This window comes from Bacillus safensis FO-36b, from assembly GCF_000691165.1.
Classification (GTDB): domain Bacteria; phylum Bacillota; class Bacilli; order Bacillales; family Bacillaceae; genus Bacillus; species Bacillus safensis.
Window position 1 is genome coordinate 65,861 of sequence record NZ_ASJD01000005.1, and the last position, 25,971, is coordinate 91,831.

29 protein-coding genes and 4 pseudogenes are annotated in these 25,971 nt (G+C 40.9%); 5 read left to right on the plus strand and 28 right to left on the minus strand.

All coding sequences use genetic code 11. The features are described from left to right. Window positions 1-4 precede the first annotated feature (4 nt). The 14 genes from BA81_RS12450 to BA81_RS12510 all read right to left on the minus strand — a co-directional run bounded on the left by BA81_RS12450 (window position 5) and on the right by BA81_RS12510 (window position 8,815). Window positions 5-502: an HK97 gp10 family phage protein gene (locus tag BA81_RS12450; protein ID WP_034282483.1), complete on the minus strand. Its 498-nt coding sequence runs from the start codon at window positions 500-502 to the stop codon at window positions 5-7. Beyond that, the gene (locus BA81_RS12455; protein WP_034282486.1) at window positions 499-855 is read right to left on the minus strand and encodes a YqbH/XkdH family protein; all 357 of its coding nucleotides are present in this window, start codon (window positions 853-855) and stop codon (window positions 499-501) included. The genes BA81_RS12450 and BA81_RS12455 overlap by 4 nt, the downstream gene beginning before the upstream one ends. Continuing rightward, entirely contained in the window at window positions 852-1,235 is a 384-nt protein-coding gene (gene yqbG, locus BA81_RS12460) for a protein YqbG (RefSeq protein WP_024423261.1), read from the minus strand. The genes BA81_RS12455 and yqbG overlap by 4 nt, the downstream gene beginning before the upstream one ends. 13 nt (window positions 1,236-1,248) lie before the next feature. After that, window positions 1,249-2,172 (minus strand): phage major capsid protein, encoded by a 924-nt coding sequence (locus tag BA81_RS12465; protein WP_034282489.1) that lies wholly within the window; start codon window positions 2,170-2,172, stop codon window positions 1,249-1,251. A 22-nt stretch (window positions 2,173-2,194) separates the two neighbouring features. After that, entirely contained in the window at window positions 2,195-3,283 is a 1,089-nt protein-coding gene (locus BA81_RS12470) for an XkdF-like putative serine protease domain-containing protein (RefSeq protein WP_034282492.1), read from the minus strand. Window positions 3,284-3,321: 38 nt separating this feature from the next. Next, complete coding sequence (locus BA81_RS12475) at window positions 3,322-4,779, minus strand: phage portal protein (RefSeq protein ID WP_024425905.1); 1,458 nt, start codon at window positions 4,777-4,779, stop codon at window positions 3,322-3,324. Continuing rightward, window positions 4,776-6,077: a PBSX family phage terminase large subunit gene (locus tag BA81_RS12480; RefSeq protein ID WP_162176180.1), complete on the minus strand. Its 1,302-nt coding sequence runs from the start codon at window positions 6,075-6,077 to the stop codon at window positions 4,776-4,778. The genes BA81_RS12475 and BA81_RS12480 overlap by 4 nt, the downstream gene beginning before the upstream one ends. Window positions 6,078-6,085: 8 nt before the next feature. Next, entirely contained in the window at window positions 6,086-6,730 is a 645-nt protein-coding gene (gene terS / locus BA81_RS12485) for a phage terminase small subunit (RefSeq protein WP_034282496.1), read from the minus strand. A 152-nt stretch (window positions 6,731-6,882) separates the two neighbouring features. Then, the gene (locus BA81_RS12490) at window positions 6,883-7,401 is read right to left on the minus strand and encodes a sigma-70 family RNA polymerase sigma factor (RefSeq protein ID WP_034282498.1); all 519 of its coding nucleotides are present in this window, start codon (window positions 7,399-7,401) and stop codon (window positions 6,883-6,885) included. 126 nt (window positions 7,402-7,527) lie between these two features. Beyond that, window positions 7,528-7,734 carry an XtrA/YqaO family protein gene (locus BA81_RS12495; protein WP_024423268.1) on the minus strand — a complete coding sequence of 69 codons (207 nt, stop codon included), beginning with the start codon at window positions 7,732-7,734 and terminating at the stop codon, window positions 7,528-7,530. Continuing rightward, the gene (locus BA81_RS12500) at window positions 7,731-8,132 is read right to left on the minus strand and encodes a RusA family crossover junction endodeoxyribonuclease (protein ID WP_034282500.1); all 402 of its coding nucleotides are present in this window, start codon (window positions 8,130-8,132) and stop codon (window positions 7,731-7,733) included. The genes BA81_RS12495 and BA81_RS12500 overlap by 4 nt, the downstream gene beginning before the upstream one ends. A gap of 50 nt (window positions 8,133-8,182) precedes the next feature. Beyond that, window positions 8,183-8,425, minus strand: coding sequence for a hypothetical protein (locus BA81_RS12505; protein WP_080701215.1), 243 nt, complete (start codon window positions 8,423-8,425; stop codon window positions 8,183-8,185). After that, on the minus strand, window positions 8,403-8,555 hold the full coding sequence (locus BA81_RS19780; protein ID WP_169737554.1) for a hypothetical protein: 153 nt from the start codon (window positions 8,553-8,555) through the stop codon (window positions 8,403-8,405). The genes BA81_RS12505 and BA81_RS19780 overlap by 23 nt, the downstream gene beginning before the upstream one ends. Next, a complete protein-coding gene (locus tag BA81_RS12510; protein WP_034282502.1) occupies window positions 8,552-8,815 on the minus strand; it encodes a helix-turn-helix transcriptional regulator in 264 nt (87 codons plus the stop codon). Before BA81_RS12510 ends, BA81_RS19780 begins: the two co-directional genes overlap by 4 nt. A 159-nt stretch (window positions 8,816-8,974) precedes the next feature. Between BA81_RS12510 and BA81_RS12515 the strand changes: the two genes are divergently transcribed. From BA81_RS12515 to bioB, 3 genes are all read left to right on the plus strand, one after another. Then, window positions 8,975-9,352, plus strand: coding sequence for a helix-turn-helix domain-containing protein (locus tag BA81_RS12515; RefSeq protein WP_024425910.1), 378 nt, complete (start codon window positions 8,975-8,977; stop codon window positions 9,350-9,352). 219 nt (window positions 9,353-9,571) lie between these two features. Next, window positions 9,572-9,922, plus strand: coding sequence for a hypothetical protein (locus tag BA81_RS12520; protein WP_024425911.1), 351 nt, complete (start codon window positions 9,572-9,574; stop codon window positions 9,920-9,922). Window positions 9,923-10,073: 151 nt separating this feature from the next. Further along, a complete protein-coding gene (gene bioB, locus BA81_RS12525) occupies window positions 10,074-11,069 on the plus strand; it encodes a biotin synthase BioB (RefSeq protein ID WP_034282505.1) in 996 nt (331 codons plus the stop codon). Between the two features lie 35 nt (window positions 11,070-11,104). On the opposite strand, the gene BA81_RS12530 is transcribed toward bioB, so the two are convergent. From BA81_RS12530 to BA81_RS12545, 4 genes are all read right to left on the minus strand, one after another. Next, window positions 11,105-11,578 (minus strand): hypothetical protein, encoded by a 474-nt coding sequence (locus tag BA81_RS12530; protein ID WP_024423274.1) that lies wholly within the window; start codon window positions 11,576-11,578, stop codon window positions 11,105-11,107. A gap of 170 nt (window positions 11,579-11,748) precedes the next feature. Beyond that, on the minus strand, window positions 11,749-12,582 hold the full coding sequence (locus BA81_RS12535) for an undecaprenyl-diphosphate phosphatase (RefSeq protein ID WP_034282702.1): 834 nt from the start codon (window positions 12,580-12,582) through the stop codon (window positions 11,749-11,751). A 127-nt stretch (window positions 12,583-12,709) separates the two neighbouring features. Then, a complete protein-coding gene (locus BA81_RS12540) occupies window positions 12,710-13,852 on the minus strand; it encodes an AI-2E family transporter (RefSeq protein ID WP_024423275.1) in 1,143 nt (380 codons plus the stop codon). A 66-nt stretch (window positions 13,853-13,918) separates the two neighbouring features. Next, a complete protein-coding gene (locus BA81_RS12545; protein ID WP_034282508.1) occupies window positions 13,919-14,311 on the minus strand; it encodes a DoxX family protein in 393 nt (130 codons plus the stop codon). A gap of 197 nt (window positions 14,312-14,508) precedes the next feature. Between BA81_RS12545 and BA81_RS12550 the strand changes: the two genes are divergently transcribed. After that, the gene (locus BA81_RS12550) at window positions 14,509-15,501 is read left to right on the plus strand and encodes a Gfo/Idh/MocA family protein (protein ID WP_034282511.1); all 993 of its coding nucleotides are present in this window, start codon (window positions 14,509-14,511) and stop codon (window positions 15,499-15,501) included. Between the two features lie 62 nt (window positions 15,502-15,563). Here the strand turns inward: BA81_RS12550 and BA81_RS12555 are convergent, their stop codons facing one another. The 9 genes and pseudogenes from BA81_RS12555 to BA81_RS20205 all read right to left on the minus strand — a co-directional run. Continuing rightward, entirely contained in the window at window positions 15,564-16,088 is a 525-nt protein-coding gene (locus tag BA81_RS12555) for a type 1 glutamine amidotransferase domain-containing protein (RefSeq protein WP_034282514.1), read from the minus strand. A 90-nt stretch (window positions 16,089-16,178) separates the two neighbouring features. Next, on the minus strand, window positions 16,179-17,132 hold the full coding sequence (locus BA81_RS20170; RefSeq protein ID WP_422109999.1) for a methyl-accepting chemotaxis protein: 954 nt from the start codon (window positions 17,130-17,132) through the stop codon (window positions 16,179-16,181). Then, a pseudogene (locus BA81_RS20175) lies at window positions 17,124-18,167 on the minus strand (HAMP domain-containing protein); the annotation flags it as partial. The pseudogene BA81_RS20175 and the gene BA81_RS20170, both read right to left, overlap by 9 nt. A gap of 365 nt (window positions 18,168-18,532) precedes the next feature. After that, the gene (locus BA81_RS20180; protein WP_392387672.1) at window positions 18,533-19,480 is read right to left on the minus strand and encodes a methyl-accepting chemotaxis protein; all 948 of its coding nucleotides are present in this window, start codon (window positions 19,478-19,480) and stop codon (window positions 18,533-18,535) included. Then, window positions 19,472-20,509, minus strand: a pseudogene (locus BA81_RS20185) (HAMP domain-containing protein); the annotation flags it as partial. The pseudogene BA81_RS20185 and the gene BA81_RS20180, both read right to left, overlap by 9 nt. Window positions 20,510-20,682: 173 nt before the next feature. Further along, window positions 20,683-21,633: a methyl-accepting chemotaxis protein gene (locus tag BA81_RS20190; protein WP_369810484.1), complete on the minus strand. Its 951-nt coding sequence runs from the start codon at window positions 21,631-21,633 to the stop codon at window positions 20,683-20,685. Beyond that, window positions 21,628-22,674, minus strand: a pseudogene (locus BA81_RS20195) (HAMP domain-containing protein); the annotation flags it as partial. The pseudogene BA81_RS20195 and the gene BA81_RS20190, both read right to left, overlap by 6 nt. A gap of 125 nt (window positions 22,675-22,799) precedes the next feature. Continuing rightward, on the minus strand, window positions 22,800-23,750 hold the full coding sequence (locus BA81_RS20200) for a methyl-accepting chemotaxis protein (protein WP_369810485.1): 951 nt from the start codon (window positions 23,748-23,750) through the stop codon (window positions 22,800-22,802). Continuing rightward, window positions 23,742-24,791: pseudogene (locus tag BA81_RS20205) on the minus strand (cache domain-containing protein); the annotation flags it as partial. The pseudogene BA81_RS20205 and the gene BA81_RS20200, both read right to left, overlap by 9 nt. A 156-nt stretch (window positions 24,792-24,947) precedes the next feature. Here BA81_RS20205 and BA81_RS12580 point away from each other — a divergent pair. Further along, complete coding sequence (locus BA81_RS12580) at window positions 24,948-25,688, plus strand: protein-glutamine gamma-glutamyltransferase (protein ID WP_034282523.1); 741 nt, start codon at window positions 24,948-24,950, stop codon at window positions 25,686-25,688. Between the two features lie 21 nt (window positions 25,689-25,709). On the opposite strand, the gene BA81_RS12585 is transcribed toward BA81_RS12580, so the two are convergent. Further along, window positions 25,710-25,958, minus strand: a complete 249-nt coding sequence (locus tag BA81_RS12585; RefSeq protein ID WP_034282525.1) for a hypothetical protein — start codon at window positions 25,956-25,958, stop codon at window positions 25,710-25,712. Window positions 25,959-25,971 lie beyond the last annotated feature (13 nt).

Here is a 25,971-nt window from a genome sequence, read left to right on the forward strand (position 1 = left end):
TCCATCACCTCCCAAAATGTCGATCGAACCAGCTTTGCAGCTTTCGATCCAGCGACTGGTCAAACATTTGCTCATAGAGCATGACAGCATGATCCCAGTAGCCATTTCCATCAATCCATTGAGAGGCAAGCATCATTCCTGTACTTGCATTCGGATCATATTCAAAGCGGCTGCCAGTCCATCTGCCAGGCACCCATCTTCGCTCTCCACTTGAAGAAGTGGCATGTCCATCATTGACATAGGAGGCATATTCAAGCTGCGTTCCCACTTCAAGTGTGAGACCGCCTTTTGAAATGAGAAAATGATTCTCCTTATCGCCTTGTGTAAAGGATCTAAGAAGCCGGCCTGTATCAACAGCATTCTCCTTGATTAATTCATCCTGAATGATGTCTAAAAACTCCAGGCCCATGTCCTCCAGCCAATCTTGATATTCTGCCTTTAAGCCGCCATCACCCGCTGTCTGCAGCTGTGAAATCAGCCGGTCAAGTCCATCAATTTTCATAGATTTTCCTTCCTGACTGCCATCACTTCGATGTGATGATTTTTCACTTTTTTAGGCTGCTGTAATTTGAGTGACACGCCATTCCACATCATTTTGTCATGCAAGCGAATATCACTTCCTAAAGGAAAATGAACAAGATAGGATTGATAAATGACTGTATTCGGCTCTTCTTGCACAAGTGACTGGTTCTTTTCTATGACATAACAAGCTAGATCGGTCAGGCTGGGAGCATCGGGATAGGAAAGTGTTATTTGTAAATCATCAGCTGGAATTCCAAATTTCCCGCGGGCGGACTCCTTCCGTTCAAGATGAAAAAGATCACAGCGATCTGTTAATAGAGATTGATAGCTCATAATGACCTCACCTTTAACTTGGCACTGCCGCCGGTCAATGTTGGTTCAATGTAATCTACAAGCAGGGCATATACATAGGGTCTGCCTTTCACTTGATCAGCTGCCTTCGCATATGAATAATCGCCCATTTTCTCTGACGTAAAGCCTTTCATCATAGATTCGTCATCATTCAGCATGGCAAAATATTGGGCCATTTTTAATAATGCGATTCTTGCTTTTTCAGGGAGGGGCTGATATTTTTCGCTTGAGAAATCGTGACCTACGATCTGAAATACCGCAGCTTCTGCTTCGATAATATCTGCTGTCAGTCTTTCCACAGATCGATTTTTCACACGATCAAAGACAGAATAGGCTTGCAGTTCTTCAGCAGAAATGATCATGGCCTTCCGTCACCTACTCTTTCACTTTCATCACTTTTGCTACAGCATCCTCTTCCTCAAATTTGCTGTCTAGCTTCGCTGTGAGGACAATAATAAATTTACGGCTGCGAATATCTTTTTCTACTTCAATTCGAATATTACGAGAGAAACCTACGATAATATTTTTAGGGTGTGTCAGCAAAATATCTGATACGTCTGTTCCCGCTTCGTCATATGGCTGCATATTGGCAAGACCTTTGACCGGCACACCGAATGCAGAAGAAAGTCCGCCTTGAATGGCCGCATCTCCAAGGCCTGTCTGACGGTTTGCTACTTGATCCTTCCATTCAACTTCTAAGCTTGGGGATGTGTAGAAACGGAAATCCTGAGGTACACGTAAATATTTTGACGGCATCGCTTTATAGGCTTGCTTAAACATTTGGCGGCTGATTTCCGCTCCGTTTGCATCTACGATATGAGAGACTGCTTGTTTTCTCACGCCATCCATTTGGGCTAAAAATGGATCTGCTGAAGCCGTATCGCCATTGACGATGAGCTCTTCAATGTCAACGGCTGCTCGTTCAGCGAGCATTTGCATAATCGTCTGCTGAATTCCGTCTTTCTCAATATTGTTTTCAATGCTGTCGTAGGTCATATGAATCTCTGCGATGACCTCTTTCGCATTTAGCTGGACAGTGCTTGTCGCTGGGACAATACGGTCTTTCGCATCAAGTGCTTTGCCTTCTTCTGCTGGGCGCAAAATACGCTGGCCAAAGCCGATTTTTTCGATTTTTTGTGAATCACTTTCCATTGGAATAATACGTGCATCATTTAAAACGGTTGGTGTATTTTGCATCATTCTAATGAATGTGTTGGATTGGGTTGCGTTCATGAGACCGCCGGTTTTTAAGCTGGCAAGTGTCATTTCGGCCTTGCGAATCAACTCTTGATTTCTCACACTGTTTCCTCCTTATTTAGGCTTAAAGTAAGCCATCCCATATGGGCTTTGTACTGTCGTTTTGTGTATCGTGGATTGTTTGTTTTGACATACCGCGCGCTTTTTCAAGCATGTGAATCCGCTCTGAAATAGGCAAAAGCTGCTGCTGAAGCACTTGCTCAAGCGCTGCTTTTTCTCTGCTGGCTGATTTCTCTAAGGAAGAAAGCTGATGATGAATCGGTGCAACGACTTGCTCAAGCACCTTTTGGACAGGTTCTTCCTCTGTTTGATCTGTTTCCTGCTGTTCTGCCTGCTGTAAGACGTTTTCAATGGCCATTTTTGCTTTTTCAAGCTCTTGTACTTGCTCCGTTGTCAGAGCGGCATCTTGTTTTTGTACGGAGGCTGGCCTTTCACCAATCGTTTGAAGCACATCCTCTGTCTTCAAAATGTCCTGCACGATTGGCAGCAATTGCTCAAGCGCTGATCTTACACCCGCCTCATCACCATCACTTGACTGTAAGGCTTCCAGCAGATGGTCTAAAACGCTCCAAAAATGTTGTGACATGTTTGCACCTTCCTCTTTCAAAAAGAAATTTTTCAGCAAAGAAAAAAGCCCTCTCTCATTTGTGCTTTGAGATAGGAGCTGATCTTGTTCTTCTATTGCTACGATGTCTGCCGTTCCAGCCATTGAATACCCTGTAATGTGGCCTTTCTGGATTTGATCCCAAATCTCTTGGGAAGCCTTTGTTACAAGTACCCAAGATCCTTTTCGAATCAGCTCACCGCCTACCTCAAAATCAGCGGGGGCAATGTATGATTCAACAACCTCGCCCACACCATGTTGAAAATCATGCTGCTTGTCAATGCGGCGGGCATCCTTCATAAAACCATGTGCCGCTCTTTCAATTTCTTTGGCAGACATAAAGTCTTGGTGTGCATCAGGTGTATTCGGTTCATACACGACACCATACACAAGACGATGAGCATCTTCTGCCTTTGTCAGCACACTAACCTCCTTTTGAAAATCAGGCTGGCTTTTCTTTGCCTTCATCAAAAAGAATTTCTTTTTGTTTGCGGCTCTGTCCACATAGGAAACATGCGTAATTTTTGCGTTTTTTAATTCTCTCGGCATATGTTCACCCCCTTTCAAAAAAGCGCATGCGCTTCGGTTTATTTCTTCAGCTGATTCGCCTCTCGTTGAGGCTCTTGTTCGGCTGATGTCATGCGGCTTTCTAAAGGTCTGTGATAGAGATCCTCCGGCCATTCCTCTAACGTTTTCCCAAGGATACGTCCTGCTAGATCTCGCAAATCGTTTGGTGACACTGCCCCAGCCTGAATAAACGGTGTCAGAACCTTGGCAATCTCTAATGGATCTCTAAAGTCAGGACCATTTAATAGGAAACGAACATGCCAAATATCAAGATCCGGCAGGAAAAGGGTATTGAGCTTTCCTGTGATGAGATGCCGTTCAGGCTGAAATACCTGTTCTTCTGTTGTTTTTCGCGCCGTATCGGCTGTCGCTTTGTTATAGTCTTGAGACTCACCTGTGTAAATAGGCGGCAGGCGAAAAGCAGAGCGGATTTTGTTTCTTGTTTTTTCATCGTATTCTAAAAAGAGTGCATCTTCTTGCAAGATCTCTGCTAGGGATTTGAAGTTCACTTTGACATTTGAGACATCTTCTTCTCCAGTTAACCCTTTTTCCGTCGGGAGACCTTCGACTTCAAGCAATAGAAATTTATGTGCATGATCAGAGCCTTCGATATCGTCCATATAATCCTGAAGCTGCTGATAGGAAGACTCAGACAGCATTCCATTTTCGACAATGATGGCACCAGGTACATGCCGCCCTTGTTTAAAATAAAGATAGTTCAACTCTTCTGCCTTGCGTGCCCCATACATATTGACGATGTTGCCAATCCAGCGGGGAATCCCATACGTTCCACTGCCGATTTTAAAATGAATCACTTCTGTTGCGCGCAGCGGCTCTGGGGTGGTGTCATCGTATTTGCCTGTTTCACAATGTAAAATGCGCGGATCACCATACTCCTTGAAGAAGACTTTCTTTTCATTGATCACCTGCACATATTTACGGAATCGTTTCTTTCGATTCATTGTTTTCAATTCGCCGTTTTCTGTATACCGGAATTCAACATCAACTGGCTCACTAAGCTTGCAAATACGGATATGGAGCGCATCTAAATACTCGATTCCTGCCGGCTTTCCCTGACCATCTCGGAGAACCTCTAAAAAACCATTCCCCGTTTTCTCCCGGTCTTCGATGACATAGCCAAGCACCACATCAGCAGACTCATCATAGTTCATGTATTTCGTAAACTCTTCAAGTCTTGTCCATTCCTTCTCTGCTGCTTTCTTTTTTGCCGGTTTCACACCTTCTGCATTAAAGTCAAAGGCATATTCTACGCCAAAACCAAAGCCTAAAATATTGGTCTTATACGCATCAATACATTGCTGAAGAATGGTTGAATATTCTGCCATGCTTTTTAATTCATTGATATTGTAAGGCGGGGGAACAATGTCATCTTTTTCGTAGGAAAATTCATCTGCATACATTTGTTTTGTATGATCAGACATGTTTGCCTTCATAATGGTTGCTTTCAATTGTTTCATTGTATGGACCTCCTCTCTCTGTTTGGACGGACACGCTCTGAGGCGGTCTGTTTCAAATCTGTCACTTCATAATCATCCAGCGCATACCAGATGGCTGATAAAGTGTGCGGATCGATTTGAAATTCATCTTCCTCTAGACGTCCATCCTTATCTGCCTTATAGGTTAGTGATTGAAGTTCATAGATGGTATATGGACAAGCATCAGAACAAATAATTTTCTTAAACCGTTTGATTTTTTTTGTATACTGCAAACGTGAGCCTTGGAACTTATGTGCCGCTACCATTTGAAATCCGCGCTGCCGAAAATAGTGAATGGTTTTAGGTTCGGCTGCGTCAGCTTTAATCAGTTCCTGTGATTCAATGAACTCTTGCAGGTCAGTGGCTGTTTCATCATCTGTTTTCCCGCGGTCGTAATATTCCCAATAAATATATAAGTACTTTTTTTCATGATCGACAGCTAACCGAATGAGCGCATTGTATGATTCAACAAATCCAAAATCCATGCCTGCTCGTTTCAGCGGTCTGTCAATCTGCTGAATGGCTTCTAATACATCAGAATGGCTTCTCACCTCAAATTGAGGAAAAACCTTTGTGCCATTAATGCCGAAATACCCCTTCCTCGCAATACGATAGAGATCTGGGTCATACTCTTTCAGCTCATCCAGCTGCTTCACGTAGCTTTTAGGAAGGAATAGGTTATCTTCCGCCGTGGAGTGATGGTAATACGTATCCTTGATGACAACGGTTCGCTTTTTGTATAATGTTTCGTCATCTAAAACAAATCGCTTCAGCTGTTCATCTCGAAAAAAATGTCTGTACGTCCAATTATCCTGACCAACGGGATTCGTCGATAACATCATATAAAGCGGTAAGGATGGATGCCTCAGCCTTCCAAGCAGCTCTTTAAAACCTTCATAAGAAACCTCTGAACATTCCTCAATCCAAATGATCGAGATGTTGTTGATCGATTTCAATTTTTCAGGCTTGTCCAGTCCTTTAAATAAGATGCTGCTGCCGTTTCGAAACGTTAGTGCAAGCGGCGAACTTCGGCACTTCACCACGTGGTCGATGCCGAGGTCGCTAACGATTTCTTGTAATAAAGAAAAGGTTGATTCGCGGTGCGTATCATACACCTCTCGAATGACAAGTGCTGTCCGCTTTTCTTCCAGCAGTTTTAAGACAAGCTTTAAAGCAATGTGATAGCTTTTGGATGAGCCATAGCCTCCTACTAAAAATTGAAACTTTTGATTCCAATCGAATAGAAAGTGTTCAAAGTGAGGATTGACTTCTTTTTCAATCAATGGCGTCATGAGTCTTCCTCTTTTCGCTTGATCATGATTTGAAGATCTTCCTCTTTTTCTTCACGCACTGCTTTTTTTGTTTTTTCGATCGTCAGTTCAATTTGCTTCAGCCTTAATCTTCGTTCATCCTTCGCATGTGCGAGCTCTTCAAACTGTTTTATTAAACGCCTGAGTTCACCCATTGCACGGGATTGTGCATTTAAAAACGTCGCATGCCGATCCCATGAAAATTGAAACGAGTATTCTTCTGAGGTCATGTCTAGTTCTGTCTGAATGCCTTCGCCTGTTTCTTCTAATGAAGAAGGCATGTATGCCGCCTTTTTCACCTCTTTGATCATGTCCTCTTGATCTGCTACATACATGATTCGCTGCGCCCGAATAATGGCTGCATATTGAATTTGAATTTGGTCCCAGATTAAATCAAGCGATGTGCGTCCATCCATTTTCTCCATGATTTCAATCGTTTCATCTGAAAGAAATTGATTGAAAATCGAGTGTGCTTGCTTTGACGAAGTTTTTTGTCTTTGCCATCCGTATCGTCTTTTCCACGATTTGACGGTATGGATCGAGACATTGTAATGATCAGCAATTTGCTGGTACGTCATCCCCTTCATATAATCCTGCTTGGCCTCTATCCGTTTATCTTTCATTTACATTCACCTGCCGCCTCCTTTTAATTCGAATGATTCCCTCTGAAGGAATCATTTGTGTAGGGCTAGCAAACATTCGTTTGGTCTTTCTAACTATAGGTGGCAACTGTAAGACAAGCTTTAGCTGATTTATTTTTGAACAGAAAAAACACCTATTCAGCAGCTCTGAATAGGCGTTCTTGTACTTTTTTGGACATTTTCGTCCGCGCTCTTTCCATATGTTTTTGCACAGTTCCTTTTTTGACATCCAGCATGTCCGCAATCTCGCTAAACGATAACCCTTGTGTTGTGTGCATAAAGAATACGTCCTTTTCTCGATCTGTTAAAACAGACAAAGCGTCATCAATTCTTTTTTTGTCTCTCTCACTGACTTCTCTTTCTTTCTCTTGAATAAGGGTATATTCATGTGATAAAGCCTCTAACACTTCTGGATTTGCGAGAATGGTACGCTGATAGACTGAACGTCTGTCTAATCCTCTGCGCGCACCTGGCTCTCTTCCGATTTGGAGCCATTCTACTACGTATTCCAGATCGCTTACCATACTGGCGATCATTTTTTTATCATGCTTGTCTTGAACGGACAGCTGATGTTCTTCTTTTTCTTTAAATGGTTCATATTGTTTTCTAGCATTCTTTAAAGCTCTTTTATATTCAATGAGTAAATCTTGCATATTGGCTCTCTCCCTTTTTTAAGAAAATAAAAAACGGACACCAATCAGGCCCCCTTTAGCAGGGTCTTGATCAGTGTCCGCAGGCTTTCCGTCTTGGACATATTGTGCTTTGATGTGTTCAGTCAGTTAGCTGATTTTAAAACCAATCTCGTGATCTACTCTTGCAAAATGACCTTTTGCCGTTTGAATAATGGTTTTTCCATGTTCAGGTACATCCATTTTATAAGCCGTTCCTACATTCCCATCTAACACGATGACTTGAATTTTTCCTTTTTCCATCTCACCGACAAATGTTTGGTTTTCTTGAATGAATAGTTGTTTTGGCTCGTTCATCTGCTTGTCTCCTTTTTTGGTGTTGGCCTCGTGCCACCACCTACCGTATTGATAATGATTTCAACTCTTGGACACATACTATAAAACTGAGAAACTCTTAAATCGACCATCTGCAGAGGGACTTCATCGGCTATAGAATGAAGTGCTTCTTGAATATGCTGTAGATTCGGCTGAAAGATGCTGACGTGTACTGGGCGTATCAACCCTTTTTCTGCGTATGTACGCTTTTTTTGGCAGTCAGCTATGTCAAACGGCATGTGATCAAATAAACGAATTTCAAGTGATAGTGCGCCTTTTAATTTTTGCGGGCATTGCCCTTTTGCAGCTGATCGTATTCTTTTCATCAATGTCTCTTTTGTTAACAAATGCTCATGTTCAATGATTAAATGGATGACCATGTTATGATCTCCCGTCATCCTTTGCCCACTGGCGGATGTCTTGTTCGTTTTTACTCGCTTTGAGCAAGCATTTCAAAAATGTCATGATTTGCTTCCATCGTTTCACGTTGACCTGATTCCTCCTTTTTTGTATCATCAACCTTAGCTTCTAGGAGGGTCATATATGTCTCTTTCTCTTCTGATGTGGCAAAAACAAACATCGGTGTCTGATGATGAAAGGCGATCCAGCCGCCAGCTTGGTCTAAACAAAGCTGCGCTTCTTTTCTAGCATCAAACGTCAGCTGATGTCTCATCTTCTTCAGCTCCCTCCAAGCTGTCCTCAATTTCTGTTTGGTATCCATATCGTTTCATGTCATATAACCAATAACTTTTTGGATAACCAAAGTCACTTATCTGAGTCACCATTGGATGTTCAATATTCATTCTGCTCGTCTCCCCTTTTCTAAGAACCGATCTTCTCTTAAACAATTACTCTTTTCGTGTAACTTTTGGCCAAAAAAAAGCTCTTGAACCCCGGTATTCAGCAGATCTGCAATATGCTTTGCTGTTTCTAAGCTAGGCTTCGTTCTGCCCATTTCGATATTCGCATAGCCGCTTGTGTACTTATATCCCAATTTTTTCGCCATATAGGTTTGTGTTTTTCCTTGCAATATGCGCTCTTCTCGTAAATTTTCAAGTTTCATCTTTCCACCTCTTACTCAATATGTGTAAGTTATATTCATTATGATAATATACACGAAACGAGTAAGTCAATCATATTTTTATTCTTTTTGTGTATTTATTTATCTTTTCCGTGTAATTCATGATAAAATTTACTCATAACATGAAAAAAGGTGTTTCTGATGGATAATTTGACTGGGAAGATTCTAACTGAATTAAGAGAGAAGCATGGATGGAGCAAGTCAACAGTTGCTAAAAAACTCGGATTAAAGGCGATGTCCACTTATGCAAACTGGGAATACGGCTTGAGAAAACCCGACGGTGAAATGATTGTGAAAATTGCCGAATTATATGGGGTCTCAACCGATTATCTTCTCACAGGTAAGGACAAAGGCAGGCCCGATGACGATCTTGCAGACGATCCTGATTTGCAAATTGCGTTTAAAGCAGCATCAGATTTTTCCGAAGAAGCACGAAGACAAACCATCGATTTTATTAACTACATTAGAGAGAAGGAGAAGCAAAAAGGTCGTCAGCCAAAAAAGCGAGACGACAATTGATCATCTCTTTTCATCTGCTTTACGCTGGGACGAACCCAGCTTTTTTTTATACCTCTTTTTCCCTTAAAAAAGAAATAGCATATGAATAAAAAATCATGTCTTTTCCAACATAATATGTGACAATTTTCGCCATAATTACTCTTTTTTTCACATATTTTAATTGACAAATAATTCTATTATTATTAATATATGTATATACCAAAAAAAGGAGTGTTACCGATGAAAAAATTCATGAAAATCTGTACATTGTCTTTAGCTGCTGTAGGTGCTCTTACATTCTCTCAAACTGAAGGTGCTCATGCAGCTGCACAGCCAAAAGAACCAGTCATAGCAAAAGCTCCTATTATGAATAAAGTAATTACGGTGAACCGTACGCTTTCTGTAGGTTCTTCAATCGCCGTCTCTCTTCCAGCAAGCCAAATTTCTGTGTCGGGTGCAACGTATGCGATTCAATTAGATCAAACAGCTCCAAACTTTACTTGGATTCGCGCTGTACAACGCGGTTCTGTGACAGTTTCCTACTATAATTCACTAGGCGAGCTTGTGATTAACTATATTACTGTTCGATAAGCAATCTAGCTTTACATATCTAAAGGCGATGACATGAAGTCATCGCCTTTTGGTGTTTAGAGTTGGTTTCATCTGAATCATGATTGCCAACATCCGTACAATATGTTAACTTTTAATAAAAATAAGTTAACATATTAAGGAGGCATTAATGATGAGAGAGCAGCTGTCTTTGTCTTGGGAAGCAATAGCGGAGAAGGCGATGAAAAATGAACCGATCACGGTGCAAGAGGGTCTAGACATTCTAAAAGCTGACGATAGAGAATTGTTACCTATTATGCATGCAGCCTATCAAGTGCGATTTCATTTTTTTCAAAAAAAGGTGAAATTAAATATGATTTTTAACGCAAAAAGTGGATATTGCCCTGAGAACTGTGGATATTGTTCACAGTCGATGATTTCAAAAGCACCAGTTGAAAGATATACAATGCTTGATCAAAAGACCATTGTAGCTGGTGCGCGTGAGGCTCTCAAAAGAAAAGCCGGGACTTATTGTATTGTGGCAAGCGGGAGAGCGCCTTCTCATAGGGAATTAGATGAAGTCACAGCAGCAGTCAAGGAAATCACTGAAACGATGCCTTTGAAAGTGTGTGCCTGTCTTGGGTTATTAAATGAAGAAAAAGCGAAGCGGCTGAAGGAAGCGGGTGTTCATCGGTATAATCACAATATCAATACACATCATGATCATCATGCTCACATTACGACAACTCATACATACGATGACCGCGTGTCGACCATTGAGCAGGTCAAACAATCTGGCATGTCACCTTGCTCAGGGGTCATTATTGGAATGGGTGAAACCAATCAGCAAATTGTTGAAATGGCTTTTGCGCTCAGAGCACTTGATGCGGATTCAATTCCAGTCAACTTTCTTCATGCCATCGAAGGAACACCGCTTGAGCATCAAAAACGAACACACCCGATCAAAGCATTGAAAGTGCTGGCAATGATGAGATTTGTCAACCCAACAAAAGAAATTCGGGTATCTGGAGGCAGAGAGTTTAATTTACGGACACTCCAGCCGCTCGCACTGTATGCCGCAAATTCCATTTTTGTTGGTGATTATTTAACAACAAAAGGCCAGCAAGTCCAAACGGATCATCACATCATTGAGGATTTAGGGTTTGAAATAGAAGAATGTGCGTTATAAAAAAAGTCTGCCGATTCACCGGCAGACTTTTAAGATTAGAATCTTTTATGAAAATCGACAGTTCCGCTTCCATCTTCTCGGTCAAAGCTGCCAACAAACGTCCAGTTAATATATCCACCGTCACCATTGTTGACAAACGTACCATCTTCAAATACCCAAATACCAAACGTAATACCGTCATATTCAACACTATCATAGTAGACAACATTGTTCAGACCGCTAAAGTCGTGGTCTTGGCTTAAGTTTTGGACAACTACGTTGTAGTTTTGACCTGCTTCATAGAACGCACTGTATGCCGCATTTTTTACGAATCCATCACGATTTTGAGATGATTTTACTGCTTGTTCAATTTTATCGGCAATGGCTACTGGATCAATTGAGACACTTCCATCAACACCTGTTGTTGTAGCAGCTTCAGCCGTTTGACCAAAAGTCGTAAGAGATAGAGGGGCAGCAATCATTGACGTAGCGATGACAGAACCAACAAACATTTTGCTTGTTTTTCTCATTATTTCTAACTCCTCCTTTAATTGGTATGTTTATGTACTACCCCTTCATCTGTCTCTTAAACACTAATTTATGAAAAAAATTCTTATTCTACCAATTAAGAGGGTATTTTTACTGTTTAATTAGGCGAAATAACAAAAAAACTACTCTTATAAAAGAGTAGTTTACAGTATTACATGAACAGGATAAATAAAATCACACCTAGGATAATTCGATATATCGCAAAAGGCACCAGTTTGATTTTATTGATCAGTTTTAGGAAGAATCGAACAACAAAGAGAGCCACAACAAACGCACTCACAAAGCCGACGATAAAGAATGACAGCATATCCGGTGTTAAATATTCGGCATTTTTCACAAGGGTTAACAAGCTTGCTCCTGCCATAATCGGCATCGCCATGATAAATGTAAAGTCTGCCGCAGCACGGTGATTCAAACCAAGAATAACCCCGCCTGCGATCGTCGAACCTGAGCGCGAAAATCCTGGCCATAATGCTAAACATTGAAACAGTCCAATATAAAGCGCCTGTCTGTAAGTCATGTTATCGACAGAGCTTGTTTCTGATTTCCGTTTATTGATCCAGTCAGCGACAAGCATCAGAACTGCCCCTAAAATCAAACCGACAGCGACTGTTCTGACGTCAAATAAGTATTTATCAATATAATCTTCAAATAGAAATCCTAAAATGACGGCTGGAACAAGTCCAACTGCAATTTGGGCGATGGTCAGTTTATGCCCGCTGCGCTTTTGCTCTTCGGTGATATTTTTCTTTAAGCCCAATAAGTTTAAAATACGATCTTTAAACACGATCATGACAGCTAAAATTGAGCCTAACTGAATCACGACTTTAAATGTGTTGGCCGCTTCTGGCGTAATAATTTCCTTTGATTTTAACCAAAGATCATCGACAATGATCATGTGACCTGTAGATGAAACAGGTGCGTACTCTGTTAATCCTTCGACAATTCCTAAAACCAGTGCCACGAATAAATCCCATAGATTCATGATTTTCTTTCCTTTCAATTCTGATCTTTTGAACACGCCAAACATCTATGTCCACATAAAGACAAGCTTCCTTCATCGAAAGCTCGTCTTTATGATACTATATTTTTTTCAAAAAAAGATTATGACATCAAACCTTTTCTTCTTTATACAAATTGGACCGCATTTTGAACCAATCAAATAAGTGAGTCGTGATGACCTTCAGAACGGCATACGTCGGAATAGCGACAATGATGCCGACCACGTTGAACAATTTACCAGCTGTTAATATAACAAAAATAATCGTAATGGGATGAATATGAAGGTTTTTCCCCATCACCTGAGGAGAAATGAATTTCCCTTCAACGAGCTGAACCACTGTCCAGACTATAATAAGTTTTAGCAGCATTACTGGTGACGTCACAAGTGCAATCACAATCGCTGGTGTAATCGCAATTGTTGGACCAAGGTAAGGCACTATGCTTGTACATGCAGCAATGATAGCGAGCAGCAGCGCATAGTCAAGTCCAATGATCATATAACCGATTAACAGAAGAACACCGATACAGAAGCTGACAATGATCTGTCCGCGAATATACGAGCTTAGACGGTGGTTCATTTCGTGAAGCATGATATGTGTATGTTCCCTCATTTTACTTGGGAAAAATTTCAATAGATAGTCAGGCAGCTTTTTGCCGTCTTTTAATAGATAAAACAGAATAAACGGCACAGTCACGATCGAGATAATGACTTCTGTGAGCGCCCCTAAGAATGTTCCTACACCGGTAAAGGTGCTTTCCAAAATCTTCGTCGCTTGACTGGATGCTTTACTTACCAATTCAGACACGTTAAAGTTCATCGAGTTTTGCACTTGATTAATAAAGTTACTTCCTGTTAATTGTCTAATTTGATCTTCTACCGTATCGACGTATTTCGGAAGATTATGAAATAGACTCATGGTTTGAGCTTGTAAAAAAGGAATAATGGACACGATGGTCACTGTAATAATCCCAATAATGACAATATATAAAAGCAAAATGGAATAGATCCGCTTGATTCTTGCTTTCTCTAACAAGTTAACAATTGGATTTAATAAATAATACACGACTCCCGTTAAAATAATCGGTAAGGCAATGGTTTTGACGAGTACAATGAGCGGTGTGAAAATAAATGATGTTTTCATGAAAACTAGGATATTCAATCCAATTAATAACAGGACGAGTAAAAAGAGAACAAACTTGTTATCAAGAAAAAATTTTCTAAATCGACTGCTCCACATTTGCATAGAATTCATATTGTTCCTCCAAACACGGGCTATTTTATGAGTAAATTGTACACTACTTGATCATGATTATGGTCGTCATTGTTTGAGCTTTTTTTCCCATTTTGCAATGGACATTGCCCATACAATGAGAATCGGCTGTCCAATAAGCCTTATCCATAGCAAGGCTTGTTCTGTATTTTCTTGACCTGGAAACGGTATTCCCTCACGAGCAGCAAATAAGTTTGCAGGGAAAATGAGTACAAGATAGACAGCAATGGATTTTGCCGCTGCAATCCTGACATTTGGCAAAAGCAGCAGCACGGCCAGCAGCCATTCAAGACATGCAGTCGCATAGACCATTACATATGGAAATGGCCAGCCTGGCATCATGCGGGCAAAGCCGCTCGGCTCTATCACATGAAAAATACCAGCCGCTATGAATAAAAGCGCAAAGATGTATGTACTTCCTATATGCAGGACGCGCTTCATGTTTCCTCCTCTCCCTTCTATCCTGAGTATTACCCGAAGAAGGAAGAAACTACCCACTTTTCGTACATTTATATCCTTTATGTAAGACGCATCAGCCTATATAAAGGTTTCATCCGCTTTGCAATAAAAAGAATATTCTTTCATACAAACGCTTTCAAAGCATGTATAATCAGAGAAAAGCAGAAGGAGGGAATCACATGATTCGATTTGCTGTCATCGGAACGAACTGGATTACAGATCGGTTCTTACAAGCTGGTGAAGAACTAGCTGATTTTACATGTACAGCCGTCTATTCACGGTCCGCTGAAAAAGGACAGGCCTTTGCCGAAAAATATGGGATTGATACGGTTTTTACGAACTTACAACAAATGGCGGAAAGTGATACGTTTGATGCCGTGTATATTGCGAGTCCAAATGCCCTTCATAAAGAGCAGGCCATGTTGATGATGGGGCATCAAAAGCATGTTTTATGCGAAAAACCATTCGCCTCTCATCGAAAAGAAGTGGAAGAAATGATTGCCGCAGCGAAAAAACATCAAGTGTGTTTGATGGAAGCGATGAAAACGACATTTCTGCCTAATTTCCTTCAAATCAAACAGCATCTTGATCAGCTTGGACCTATCAGGCAAGTGGTCGCGCATTACTGTAAATATTCTTCAAGATACGATGCCTATCGAAGCGGCGAGCTTCCAAATGCCTTTAAGCCTGAGCTATCCAACGGTTCTTTAATGGATATCGGGGTGTACCTCGTTTACCCAGTCATATACTTATTTGGTTTGCCGAATCAAATCACCGCAAGAGGCTATAAGCTTTCTTCTGGTGTGGATGGGAACGGTTCAGTCCTTTTACAGTATGACGGGCATCAAGCACTTCTTTTTCATTCTAAAATTTCAACGTCTCATTTATCGGCTGAAATTCAAGGCGAGGATGCCACCATGGTGATTGATCAATTCCACCGTCCTTCACGAATCACGATACACGACCGTGACGGACATCAAACTGACATCTCTCTCAAAGATGATCAGCCAGCTATGTCTTATGAAATCAATCATTTTATTGAGTGTATTCAGCAGGGAATGGGGCAGTCTCCTGTCAATACATTTGCCCTATCTGTTCAAACCATGTCCGTCATGGACGAAGCGAGAAGACAAATGGGTGTGTTGTATCCTGCCGACAGACAAAATGTATAGGGCATGAAATGATGAACAAAGGGCGAAATTTTTTTGTTCGCCCTTTGTTTCGTGTCAGTCGTTTATTTTGCGGCTAACACATCCGCAAATGCTTTCACATACGGCGGAAGGTCCGGCGGGCGTCTGCTGGAGATGAGGTGGCCATCTGTGACAACTGCCTCATCGAACCAGTCCGCACCAGCATTTGTCATATCATCTTTAATACCAGGTGTACTTGTCACTCGTCTGCCTTTCAGGATTCCTGCTGATATCAGCACCCAGCCGGCATGACAAATCTGACCGATTGGTTTTGCCTTCGCATCAAATGTACGGACGATGTCTAATACTTCTGGATAACGGCGCAGTTTATCAGGCGCCCATCCGCCAGGGACTAGCACAGCATCATAATCATCAGCTTGAATGGAATAAAAATCTGCATCAGATACCGCCGGCACACCATACTTCCCGATGTACTCATGATTTGCTTTTTCACCTACAAGATGGACAGTCGCCCCTTCTTCTCTTAAACGCAGAACCGGATACCATAGCTCTAAATCTTCAAAATCATCGCTGACAAACGCAATGACCTTCTTATCTGATAAACGCATACTATCTCTCCTCTTCTTTCGATTTCCTCTATTGTACGAGATGTCCTCTTAAAAAGAAAAGCGGTTCCCCTTGAGGAGAACCACTTGACCTTATTCGCTGATCTTGAATTTTTTAATTAAATCACGTAATTCTTCCGCCATTTGGGAAAGAGTTGTGGATGAAGAACTAATCTCTTCCATAGAAGCAAGCTGCTCTTCAGCAGATGCTGCGATATCTTGGATGCTTGCTGAACTCTCTCTTGATACATCTGCAATTTCATTTACTGCTTTAGAAATTTGCTCAGATCCTTTCGACAGCTCGCGCACCGTTGTATTCATTTCATTCATTCTTGCTGCGATTTCCGCTGTTTGCTCATTTATTTGTGAGAAACTTTCTTTCGTTTGATCTGTAATAGTAAGACCACTTTTCACTTCTTCATTCACTGCTTTGAACATATTTTGAGATGTTTCGATTTCAGTAACGATTTCATTCACAAGCTTTTCAATCTCTTTTGCTGAATCCGATGATTGAACCGCTAGTTTACGCACTTCTTCCGCAACAACAGAGAAGCCTCTGCCTGATTCACCTGCGCGTGCTGCTTCTATGGCAGCATTTAGTGCAAGTAAATTCGTTTGATCCGCAATGCCGTTAATCACGCCGAGGATGTTTGTGATATCTTTTGATTTATGCTCTAGCCCGTTGATCACGCCTTCAGCTTCTTTCACTGAATGGTCAATCGTCTTCATTTGGCCAACAGTCTGCTCCACAAGCTGTCCACCTGTTTCTGCGACTGTTTTTGATTGAACAGATGACGCTGTGATGACATCAGACGTTTCGGCAACTTCGTTCAGTCCTTCATTCATTTGTTTTAAATGAACCGCGCTTTGTTCCACCATTTCGCTTTGATTTTCGTTGCCGTTTGAGAATGTTTCAATAGATAATGTGATATGTTCGGTTGCTTTAGTTGTTTGACCTGCGCTTGCCGTCAGTTCTTCAGATGATGAAGCAACATTCTCAACAGATGTTTGTACTGCTTGAATGACATCTCTTAGGGACTCACTCATTTCATTAAAGCTTGTGCCAAGCTGTCCAATTTCATCTTTTGAGCGGACATCAATTTTTTCTGTTAAATCTCCCTGACTGATCTTCTTCGAAGAAGAGACAAGAGTGGAAAGTGGTTTTGTAATGGAACGGATGATAAAGAAGATCAGAATCCCGCCAATGATCAGCGCGCCGGCTAAAATGATGGCGGCCATGTTAAAGACTGGCTGTGCAGCTTCTTCTACTTCACTGACAAACATCGTCCCGACAATCTTCCAGCCAGTCGCCTTGTTTGTGGTGAACTCCATTTGCTTTTCTTTTCCTTCAAACATATAGCTCATAGATCCGTTATCTTGTGAATACATTTTTTCTAACCATTCACCAGATAATTTTGTTCCTGCTTTTTTCGTTGGATGTGCCACATATGTACGGTCTGGACTTCCAATAAAGGCATAGCCTTGTTTCCCAATGTTAATGCTATTGGACTCTTTAACTAGATTCGCAATGTTTAGGTTCATCGCGATGACGCCTGATCCATCCTCTAGTTTTTTAGAAATGGTTACCACAAGTGTACCGGTTGAAGCCGTTGCATATGGTGCTGAAACAGACAGCTCACCGTTTTTCGCCCAGCCGTCTTTGTACCAATCCCGCTCAGTTGCGACATAACCTGCAGGCATTTTTTGATTAGGATATCTTGAAAACACTTTGCCGTCACTTGAAGCGACAAAAATGCCTTCTGTGTCATCATTCATACTCATGAACTGCTCAAAGCGTCCTTGAATATCGGTCGTTCCTTTTTGCTTGAGCTTTTTCTCCGTGATCCATTTGCTAAAGAAATCGGCTGCGTCTGTTTTCACTTTGACAACCTTCGTAATATTTTTATCTAGCTGCTCTACGTTTTCCTTTGCACTTTGCATAATTTGATCATTTAAAGAGGTGCTTGCCGTATGGTATGAAGAGAATGCCAATACAATGATTGGACATAAAAGAATAAATAAGAAAGAGAATACGAGCTTTTTTGAAATAGATGGCTTTCTGAAATACTGTATGAATTTCATAAAAAAGAAAACTCCTTTTAGTAAGATAGTATATATATCGGAAGTACTACTAGGTTCTTTACTTTTTTAACTTATTAAAGTCTAAATAAGTCCAAATTACCCAATTTATATGCATCGAATGGAAAAACACCTGACGTTTTGGCGTCAGGTGCTTAAGATTGTTGACAAAGGGCTAAAATGTTCTTGATTTTAGCCCTTTGTCTTCTTTTTCAGTGTGATAGAAAACCTTTGCAGTCTAGGAAGAACGAGTACCAGAGCGAATAAAAGATTCGTGAGCACCGGCGCGCAGACCTGACACCAAATTTGAAGGTTTGTCTACACGCTGAAACACCTGACGTTTTGGCGTCAGGTGTTTCGCTACTCTCTTACATTTTAAATTGTTTAATAAGCTCCCTTAGTTCTTCTGCCATCTGAGATAAAGTGGCAGAAGATGAGCTGATCTCTTCCATAGATGCAAGCTGTTCTTCTGCTGATGCCGCGATATCTTGGAAGCCTGCTGAGCTTTCTCTTGAGAGCTCTTTGATTTGATTCACCGCATGAGAAATATCATTTGAGCCATGCGATAGCTCTTCGGCTGATCTGTTCATTTGTTTCATTTGTTCTGTCATTTCTGATGTTTTATCAGTGATTTTCTCAAAACTCACTTTCGTTTCATCTGTAATGTTTAATCCAGATTGTACTTCACCTGCTACTTGTTTAAACATTTTCTGCGATTTTTCTATTTCCTCCACAATTTCGTTCGTCAGGCTTTCAATTTCTTTTGAAGAGCTTCCTGACTGCTCTGCCAGCTTGCGGACTTCTTCTGCGACAACAGAGAAGCCTCTGCCTGCTTCACCTGCTCGTGCGGCTTCGATCGCAGCGTTTAAAGCAAGGAGATTCGTTTGATCCGCAATACCGTTGATGACCCCAAGAATGTTTGTAATATCCTTTGATTTCTGCTCCAAGCCTGCAATGACAAGCTCTGCTTCTTTTACTGCCTGCTCAATCGTTTGCATTTGACCTGCTGTTTTTTGAACGAGTTCTCCTCCAGCCTGAGCAGTTTTGCTCGATTCGATCGACGATTCCATCATATGAGAGGTTGTATCGACCATATGCGATAAGCTCCGATCCATTTCGTTTAACTGAACTGAGCTTTTTTCGATCATATCATTTTGATGTTCAGTGCTGTTTGAGAACTGTTCAATAGATGATGTGATATGCTCGGTCGCTTGAGCTGTCTGTCCTGCACTTGCCGTTAACTCTTCAGACGATGCAGCCACATTTTCAATGGAATTTTGGACAGCTTGAATGACTTGCTTCAGCTTTGCTGACATGTCGTTAAAGCTTTGCGCAAGCTTACCAATTTCATCGTGCGTACGAACTTCAATATACTGGGTCAAATCACCTTGACTGATTTTTTCAGCCGATTCAGAGAGCTCTATCAGTGGCTTTCGAATCGATTTAATAATAAAATAAATCGCGATTCCGCCAATGGCAATCGCAGCCGCAAGAATGATCATTGTTAAGTCGAGCACTGGCTGTGCGGCTTCTTTTACTTCATTCACATACATCGTTCCAGCAAGCTTCCAGCCGGTTGCTTCATTTGTGTCAAAAAACATTTGCTTCGGCTGCCCATTGTATTCATATTCAAAGCTGCCTTCTTTTTTATCATATAGTTTTGAGATGAAGTCACCAGTCAGCTTTGTCCCAGCCTTATCGGTTTTATGGGCCACATAACGCTGATCTGATGTGGCGATAAACGCATAGCCTTCTTGGCCAATTTTGATGCTGTTTGTATCTTTTACAACCGTATTTAAGCGTACATTCACCCCGATCACACCAGATCCATCTGCTAGCTGTTCTGATATTGTGATGAGCAGGTCATCTGATGACTTATCGGCAAAAGGATCTGAAATGATGAGTTTCTTCTCTCCCATCGATTTCTGAAACCAAGTTTCATTTTTTGCGCTCTTTGCATTACCTTTGTGAATCTCCGAATATTCAGTTAGTTTACCATTTTGATCTGCAACAAATACTTCTACTACATCGTCATCTGTTTCCGATAATTGCTCTAATTTCACTTTGAGTAAATCTTTGTTTTTAGCAGTCAATTCACCCTTTTTGATCGATTTAGATAAGTATGAAACCATGTCAATTTTAGGCTGTATATCTTTATTAATGAGTTCGTTTAATTGTTGAACACCATTTGCAGCACTAGACATAATCTCATCATTAAGAGACTTTGATGCCACTTCATAAGAAAATGCAGCCAATACGAGAATTGGCACTAGGAGAATCGCTAAGAATGCAGTAATTAATTTCTTCGACATCGTAAAGTGCTTAAAAAAGTTGATTTTTTTCATGACTCTACTCCTTTTGATTTATGATTTGTGGTCTTCCTCTTCTATTCTTAGGTAATATGAATTATTTTTCAAGGAATAATGTTCAAAAAATCCAAAAAATAAGTATAATTACCCATTTCTTTTGATTTACTCAATGAAAAAGAGCCTCTATCTGGAGGCTCTTTTCTTCCTGTCTATTCAACCTTAAATTTGCTAATTAAATCGCGTAATTCTTCTGCCATAGAAGAGAGTGTGGCAGAGGACGAGCTGATTTCTTCCATTGATGCCAGCTGTTCTTCTGCTGAAGCAGCAATGTCTTGAATATTTGCCGAGCTTTCACGTGATACGTCTGCGATCTCACGAACAGCCTCTGACACATGTGCCGAGCCTTTTGAAAGCTGAACAACGGTTTGATTCATTGTTTGAAGCTGGTCAGAAATTTCTTTTGTCATTTCGAAAATATTGTGGAAGCTTACTTTCGTTTGTTCAGTGAAGCTTAGGCCTGATTGAACTTCTCGATTCACCGCAGTGAATACTTCCTGTGATACGTCGATGTCTTGCACGATTTCTTTAATCAAATTCTCAATTTCTTTTGCCGAGTTGGCAGATTGAACCGCCAGTTTTCTTACTTCTTCTGCTACAACGGAGAAGCCTCTGCCAGATTCACCAGCTCTTGCTGCCTCAATCGCTGCATTTAGCGCAAGTAAATTCGTTTGATCGGCAATTCCATTGATGACACCGAGAATTTGGGTAATGTCTTTCGATTTACTTTCAAGTGCACTGATGACATTCTCTGCTTTTTTCACGGACTGATCAATGACATTCATTTGAGAAGCGGTTTTTTCAACAAGCTGGCCGCCTTCCCCTGCGATATCTGTTGATTTGATCGATGAAGCAGTAATGGATTCAGCCGATTCATTCATATTCTGAAGACCGCGGTTCATTTCCTCTAACTCTTCTGAGCTCAATTCGACTTTATCATTTTGGCTTTCATTTCCGCTGGAGAATTGTTCAATGGCTAGTGTAATATGCTCTGTTGCTTTACTTGTTTGTCCTGCGCTGGCAGTCAGTTCTTCTGATGAAGATGCGACATTCTCGACTGAAGTTTGAACGGCTCCAATGAGAGATCGCAATGAGTCAATCATCGTATTAAAGCCTTTACCAACTTGTCCAATTTCGTCATCTGACTGGATCTGAAGCTTATCGCGTAAATCACCTTCGCTGACTTTTTTCGAGAAGCGGGCAAGATTGGATAATCTTTTCGAAATAGAGCGGACGATAAAGAAAATGAGGGTTCCTGCAACAATGAGTGTGACACTGAATACGATAATGGCTGTATTGAAAACGGGCTTTGCCGCTTCTTCTACTTCAGATACGAGCATCGTTCCACCAATTTTCCAGCCGGTTAATTCATTGGTGACATATGCAACCTTTTTATCTGTTCCTTTGAGGGTATAGCTGCCGCTTCCTTCTTTATTTTTAAAAATAATACTGGCCAGATTTTCATTGACTTGACTTCCTGGCTTTTGGGTTGGATCTGCTAAAACTGTTTTATCTTTCTCCATGATGAAAGCATAGCCTTTTTGCCCAATTTTGATTTCTTTTAGTTTTTGGAGCAGGCTGTCAATTTCCATATCAAGACCAATGACACCTGAACCATCTTTCATTTTTTGGGCAATTGTGATAACCATTTTGCCCGTGGATGCTGCTACATATGGTTTTGTGATGACTTGTTTGCCGTTTTCTGCTTTCAATGCCTCTTGATACCATGGACGTTCTCTTGGATCGTAGCCATCTGGCATCTTTTGAACTGGATATTGCATAAACAATCCCTTTTCAGAGCCTGCATAGATTGCGGATACATCTTTTTCATTAATTTTTCCAAATTGCTGTAATTCTTTAATGGTCGCATTTCTATTTTTTTCTTGAAGATTAGACGCTTTGAGCGAGTCTGAAAACAGTGTCACAGCATCTGATTTATTTCCAATATTCTCATTGATTAAGGTATCAAATGCATTAACCTGACTCATCGCACTGCCCATAATCTGTTTGTCTAGCTCTGTCTTTGATGTAAAAAACGCACTAATTGTCAGTGCCACAGTTGGCAGAATAAGGACGACCAAAAAGGCAATGATTAATTTCTTTGAAATGGATGGTTTTTGGAACCATTGGATCATTTTTCCCATTTTAACTTTCCCCCTTTACTTCTCTAAAGTTATTATCGGATGAAAGGTGTATTTTTAGAGGCTGGAAATGACGTTTAAAAATAAAAAAAATACCCAGACAATTCTGGATACTTTTTCATCATTATTTAATTAATTTTAAATTGACTTGTGAGCTCTTTTAGTTCCTCTGCCATGTTGGCAAGTGTCACAGAGGAAGATGTGATTTCTTCCATAGATGCTAGCTGCTCTTCTGCAGAAGCCGCAATGTCCTGAATGTTTGCTGCGCTTTCTCTCGAGACTTGGCGCATCTCCTGCATCGCTTGTGAAACAAGCTTTGAACCACTTGATAGGTCAATGGCTGTATCGTTTAATTGCGACAGTTTTTTCGACATTCCTTCTGCCGCCTCATAAATGTGCTGGAAGCTTTCTTTTGCTTCTTCTGTCATACCGAGTCCTGCGTTTACTTCTCGATTGACTGCTTTGAACATATCTTGAGATTTAGCAATTTCTAGTACAATTTCTTGGATGAGCTTCTCAATTTCTTTCGCTGAATCTGCGGATTGGACTGCTAGTTTTCTCACTTCTTCTGCAACGACGGAGAATCCGCGTCCTGATTCACCTGCTCTTGCTGCTTCAATTGCTGCATTAAGCGCAAGTAAATTCGTTTGATCCGCGATGCCATTAATGACATTTAAAATACTCGTAATATCTTTAGACTTGTATTCTAATTCTTTCATGACCTGCTCTGCTTCTTGTACAGATGTATCAATATGTTTCATTTGGCTTGCTGTGCTTTCAACAATTCGGCCGCCTTGACCAGCAGCTTCTGTTGATTGAATAGAGACAGCAGCCACTTCAGATGAGGTTTGTGACATATCTTGTAATCCTTCGTTCATTGCCACAAGCTGATTCGTACTAGATTCGACTTTCTCGTTTTGTGCTTCATTTCCATTTGAAAATTGTTCAATTGACATCGTGATATGCTCTGTTGCTTGACTCGTTTGGCTGGCACTTGCCGTCAGCTCCTCTGAAGCCGAAGCCACGTTGTCGACAGATTGCTGTACAGCGCGAATGACGTCACGAAGAGATTCACTCATCTTGCTGAAGCTTCTTGTGAGATCTCCTATTTCATCCTTCGATTTGGTTTCGAGGGTTTCTGTTAAATCCCCTTCACTCACCTTTTCTGAGAAATCAACAAGCCTTCTCAGTCCAATGGTAATCGAGCGAACAATGAAGAAGATAGCGACACCGCCAAGGATAAATGAAGAAATTAAAAGAATAATGGCAGAATTCCAAACTGGCTGTGCTGCTTCTTCTGTTTCTGATACAAACATCGTTCCAGCAATTTTCCAACCTGTTAAATCATTTGTGACAAAAACGATACGTTTTTGTTCTCCTTTATTCTCATAAGTTGATGTTCCTTCTTTGCCGCTGTAAAGGATTGATGAAATATTTCCTGTGACCTCAGATCCTGACTTTTCTTCTGGATGGGCTACAATTTGTTTGTCTTTATTTGCAATAATTGGATATCCTTCTCGTCCAATTTTAATTTCTTTGATTTTATCAACAATGTCTTGCACATCAATGTCGATTCCGATCGCTCCCGACCCGTCCTTCAGGCGCTGGGCAATCGTGACCACCATGCCGTTTGTTGTAGCAGAAATGTATGGATTGGTGACAACTGGCTCACCTTTTTCATCCTGCATCGCTTGCTGATACCAATCGCGTGTTGTTGGGTCATAGCCTTTTGGCATGTCTACTTTAGGAAACTGAATGAAATCACGATTTTTACTTGCTGCATAAAATCCAACTACATCATCTTCGTTGATTTTGCTGTATATTTCAAAATGCTCATACAGTTCGTCCTGGTTTTTCTTTTTAAAGTCTGCAGCAGTTGTTGTTTGAGTAAAAAGTTTCACCGCGTTTTCTTTATTCAAAAGCTTTTGCTCGATCATGTCATTCATATCATTGACTCTTGCTTTTGCTCCGTACATGATTTCATGATCTAATTCTTCTTTGGCAATCTGATATGAAATCGTACTGAGTGTAATGATTGGCAAGACGAGAACAAGTGTGAATGAAATAATCAGTCTTTTGGAAATCGATGGTTTTTTCAACCATTTTATTGCACTTTTCATGTTTTTCCTCCTTTTAAACGATATGTTTTATATCGGACATCTTCATAGTATTTTCATGTTTTTCAAATAAAAAGGATGCTATTTTGTTTATTTCCACAAATTGATTCCTTGCCCAAGCACCCTGCATACGCTAATACAAAAGGGGGCGCTTTTCATATGATTATCCTTTCAGGACAGCCAGTGACAAATGAGCAGCTGGCATCGTTTCAGCTAGAGGGACAAAAGCGGATCATTTTGATGCAGTTACAGGCCTCGAATGATACGTTCCGCTATAGGCAAGCATCTGATTTGTTATTTGAGGTCACTTTAAGATCGAACATTATGAATGCTGCAAGAGATTTGAATAAAAGCGGTGCCTCATTCGCCATCTTTCAAAGGTCGCGTGCAAATGATGCGTTTTGGCGTGTGTCGGAAGCAGGAGCACTAGAGCTGCGTTATCAAGTGGAGCCATCAAGAGGCATTAAAGACATTTTTGAAAATGGTTCAAAATATGCATTTGAATGCGCAACAGCGATTGTCATTGTGTTTTATATGGGGGTTTTGCAAACAGTAGGAGAGGAGAAGTTTAATCGAAGACTTCGCAGTTTAACACTGTATGACTGGCACTATGATACTTTGTCGATTTATACAGAGCGCGGGAATGATTTTATCTATGGGGATTGTTTATATTTCGAAAATCCAGAGTTTAGCTATCAGCAATCGCAATGGCGCGGGGAAAATGTGATTTACTTAGGAGAAGATCAATATTACGGTCATGGACTTGGAATTTTAACAGCGGCAGAAATTATCGACAAACTGAATAAGAGAAGACGGCCAGGTGCGGTTCAATCCGCTTATTTATTACCGCAGACTACCCGGATGGATGTAATTTATCTCAGGCAAATGTTTGGCAGCTAAAAAAAGCCTCTTGTCTATTGGTTATGACAAGGGGCTTCTGTATGCCTTGCGTTTACGATAATTTTGGAGTGTGCCAAGCATCGTGTTCGCAAGGACCTCCATTTCTTCTAAATCTTTTCTTGTGACCGGCGAGTCGTGCCGGCTCCATTTCACGTATCGAACAAAATAGTAATGACGAATGGGCGTAAGGACAGCAGGAGAATGAGGGAAATCATCAAACCAAAATTCAATCTGGCCTTTTTTTCGGTAGGAATGTTTTAAGATGTCCATCCTGTCACACCAC